Raw genomic sequence first — 3117 nt, forward strand, 5'->3', positions numbered from 1 at the left:
AGTCTTTGATAAGACAGGATAAAACCCGCCCCAACAGGCGGGTTTTCTGCGTTCCGGCGCCAATCCCCCAACAGATCGAACGCCCCTATCCCAGGCGCGCTATATAGGCTTTGACCCTGTCCCGAACGTGCCCTCAGTTTTGAGTTAGGGTCTGTGGGGGGTGATCTGCTCCCGAACGTTCGACCGCCGGATGGTAGAGTTTGCGGCGTGGTTTCACGGTAACGGGCTGGATACGTCACCGAGAATATGCAGCTCGCGTGCATCCGCAAGCGTCAGGAACCAATGTGCGTTCAGGCACTCCGCCCTCAGACGGCCGTTGAAGGCCTCGATGAACGCATTGTCCGTCGGCTTGCCGGGTCGGGAGAAGTCCAGCGTGACATTGTTGGCATAGGCCCAGAGATCCAGATCGCGCGAAATGAATTCCGCGCCTTGGTCGACCCGGATCGTCTTCGGGTAGACCACGGTGGCACAGACTTGCTCGAGGACCGCGACAACGTCCTCTGCCCGGTAGCTGAAGCGCGGATCGATCATCGGCGAAAACCGCGAAAAATATGTCAACGATCGTGAGAATCCTGACCTTCCTGCCGGTCGCCGGTCATCACGCAGCTTCGCCTTCACCCGCCGCTTCGGTGTCTTGTTACGCAGTTGCAGGCCCAACTCGTTGTAAATTCTGTATATCTTCTTGACGTTCACATCCCAGCCCTCGCGGCGAAGCACGACATGAACACGTCGATAGCCGTATTGTATCCGTGTCGTGCAGATCTCCTTGATCCTGGCTTCAAGGGCGGCCTGATCGTGTCGACGGAGCTTGTAATGGTAGGTGGACGGATCGACTTCCAGAACCCGGCAGGCACGCCGGATCGAGGATGTCCCAGTCCCCACGCATCGCGTCGACCAGCTTGCGCTTGCGAGCAGGCCTCAGATTTTTCGACGGATCACGTCCTGCAGCATCTCCCGATCCAGCGACAGATCCGCCACCAGCTTGCGCGACTTGGTATTTTCATCCTCAAGCAGCTTCAGTCGCCGCATCTCCGTCCGCAGCAGACCGTCATACTTCTTCTTCCAGTTGAAGTATGTCGCCTGGCTGATCCCAGCCTTCCGACAAATCTCCGCGACGGGGATGCCGTCAGCCCCTTGCTTCAGAAGGAACGCCTTCTGTGCGTCCGAAAATTTCGATGCCTTCATCGCTTTCCGCTCCTCTCAGCCAGAGAAAAGGCACGCGGAAAACTCTACCCCAAAAACGATCCAGTTTGTCGGGAGCAGATCACCTGTGGACAGACCTTACTTCAAATCGAGGGCATTTCAGGGGGCAAGGTCAGGTGGTGCCCGGCACCACACTGTTCATCCGGATGCTGCGCGGTGTGAATTCGGACGTTAACACCGGTTCATCGCCCCGATCCTACCCTTGCTGGCGGCATAGGCGGAGGCACCGGAGATGTCGAGCATCTGATGCACCGACCCGTTCAGGATGATTGATGGCATGGATTGGTATATCTTGGCATCAAGCAAGCCAATATCGATGCCATGGTCTGGCTGTATTCTCCTCGGGGCCTAACAGATGTGAGGCGTATACGATCTGCATTCGGATGCCGAAAATTTGCATTTCTGATGTTATCGTCAGTAAAGTGTTTGAAAATTTCTTAACATGAAAATTGTTGTGGAAATACCTTTCATATTCGCAGAAGAATTACCCTTAATCTAAAAGGGTTTGGTATTTTCGGAATCTTTTGAAACTTATGACGGGACGGACGGTTTGTCATGGGACGGTCGTATTGGCGATCGCCTCATATCGGAAAAGAGGAATAGGAAAATGGCAAACCAAGGCGGCACACACGACCAGCACGTCAAGGCTGGCGAGCAGAGCCACAAGAATACCGGCACGTCGCGCGGCGAGAAAGATGAGAGAGAACAGGGCTCTGGCACTCGCGGTGGCACGCATGAGCAGCACGTCAAGGCCGGCGAGCAGAGCCACAAGAATACCGGCACGTCGCGCGGCGAGAAGGACGAGGGAGAACAGGGCTCTGGCACCCGCGGTGGCACGCATGAGCAGCACGTCAAGGCCGGCGAGCAGAGCCACAAGAATACCTGACTTCGTATCAGATACAGGGGACGTCGGCGATACCGCCGGCGCCCCCAGAAACTAATGAACGCTCCGGTTGGCTCACGGACTGTCCCACGTCAATCAGGCGGCGGACGTCCCTTCGAGAACGGAGAAAATCAATGGGCTTGTTCTCGAAACCGATAAAGACCCTTGATGATCTGTTCGTGCATATTCTTGAAGATATCTATTATGCTGAAATTCAGATCGTCAAGAAATTTCCCATCATGGCGGAAAAGCTGCTGAGCCGGAACTGAAGACCGCGTTCAGCATCATTTAATGGAAACAGAGGGGCGTGTACGCAGATTGGAGCAGGTATTCCAGATGCATGGCCAACCTGTCAAAGGCGTAACATGCCGGGAAATGGATGGAATTCCCGCCGAGGCGAAGAAAATTATCGGCGATTGCGACGACCCTGATGTACGTGACGCAGCCATGCTCTCGGCTGCCAGGCCGTTGAGCATTATGAAATAACCCGTTATGGCAGCCTGATCGCCTACGCCAGACAGCTGGATCGTACCGACAGCGCGACTCTCTTGGAGCAGACGCTTGAGGAAGAAAAATCTGCCGATCAAAAACTAACGCGCATCGCCGAGAGGGACGTGAACCAACGGGCCGCCTGAAGCCGGAGGCCTCTTCCAGCCGCTTCGTGGTACAGGATCGTTCGTTTTCGAAAGACCATGAATTGGTCGCCGAATCAGGACGCAAGGGCGGCCGTCATGAGCACGCCGCCCCGTTTCCCCGAGACCGCCGGCAGCCTTCTTCAGGGCTTCGGGAAACAGGTCGGAGGAAAGAAGTATATTTAGTCGATATAGGAATGTGTCATGTATCATCATGTAAAAAAACTGATGTACACGGTTCGGATCGGTGAAGCCGATCCGAAGTTCGGTAAGATGCTTCTGGAGCAGTTTGGCGGTGCGAACGGTGAACTGGCCGCGGCGATGCAATATTCGATCCAGGGCATCAATACTGACGATCCGATGTTGAAGGACCTGCTGATGGATATCGGCACCGAGGAA

The 3117-nt window shown here is 55.2% G+C and carries 2 protein-coding genes and 2 pseudogenes; 3 read left to right on the forward strand and 1 reads right to left on the reverse strand.

Annotated elements, in window-relative coordinates:
* Positions 1-252: 252 nt before the first annotated feature.
* Positions 253-1185, reverse strand: a pseudogene (locus HLH28_RS17695) (transposase); the annotation flags it as partial.
* A gap of 625 nt (positions 1186-1810) precedes the next feature.
* On the opposite strand from HLH28_RS17695, the gene HLH28_RS17700 reads away from it, so the two are divergent.
* The 3 genes and pseudogenes from HLH28_RS17700 to HLH28_RS17715 form a co-directional block, all read left to right on the forward strand.
* On the forward strand, positions 1811-2089 hold the full coding sequence (locus tag HLH28_RS17700; RefSeq protein WP_182961921.1) for a hypothetical protein: 279 nt from the start codon (positions 1811-1813) through the stop codon (positions 2087-2089).
* 131 nt (positions 2090-2220) lie between these two features.
* Positions 2221-2721 (forward strand): annotated as a pseudogene (locus HLH28_RS17705) (YciE/YciF ferroxidase family protein).
* 201 nt (positions 2722-2922) lie between these two features.
* The coding region (locus HLH28_RS17715) for a manganese catalase family protein (protein WP_182961923.1) at positions 2923-3117 on the forward strand (195 nt) is incomplete at its 3' end.

The organism is Gluconacetobacter tumulisoli (genome assembly GCF_014174155.1).
GTDB classification, from domain to species: Bacteria; Pseudomonadota; Alphaproteobacteria; order Acetobacterales; family Acetobacteraceae; genus Gluconacetobacter; species Gluconacetobacter tumulisoli.

Bases quoted from the DNA above. Each gene is read 5' to 3' on its own strand.
- HLH28_RS17700 (WP_182961921.1), top strand. From the start codon at position 1,811: ATGGCAAACCAAGGCGGCACACACGACCAGCACGTCAAGGCTGGCGAG.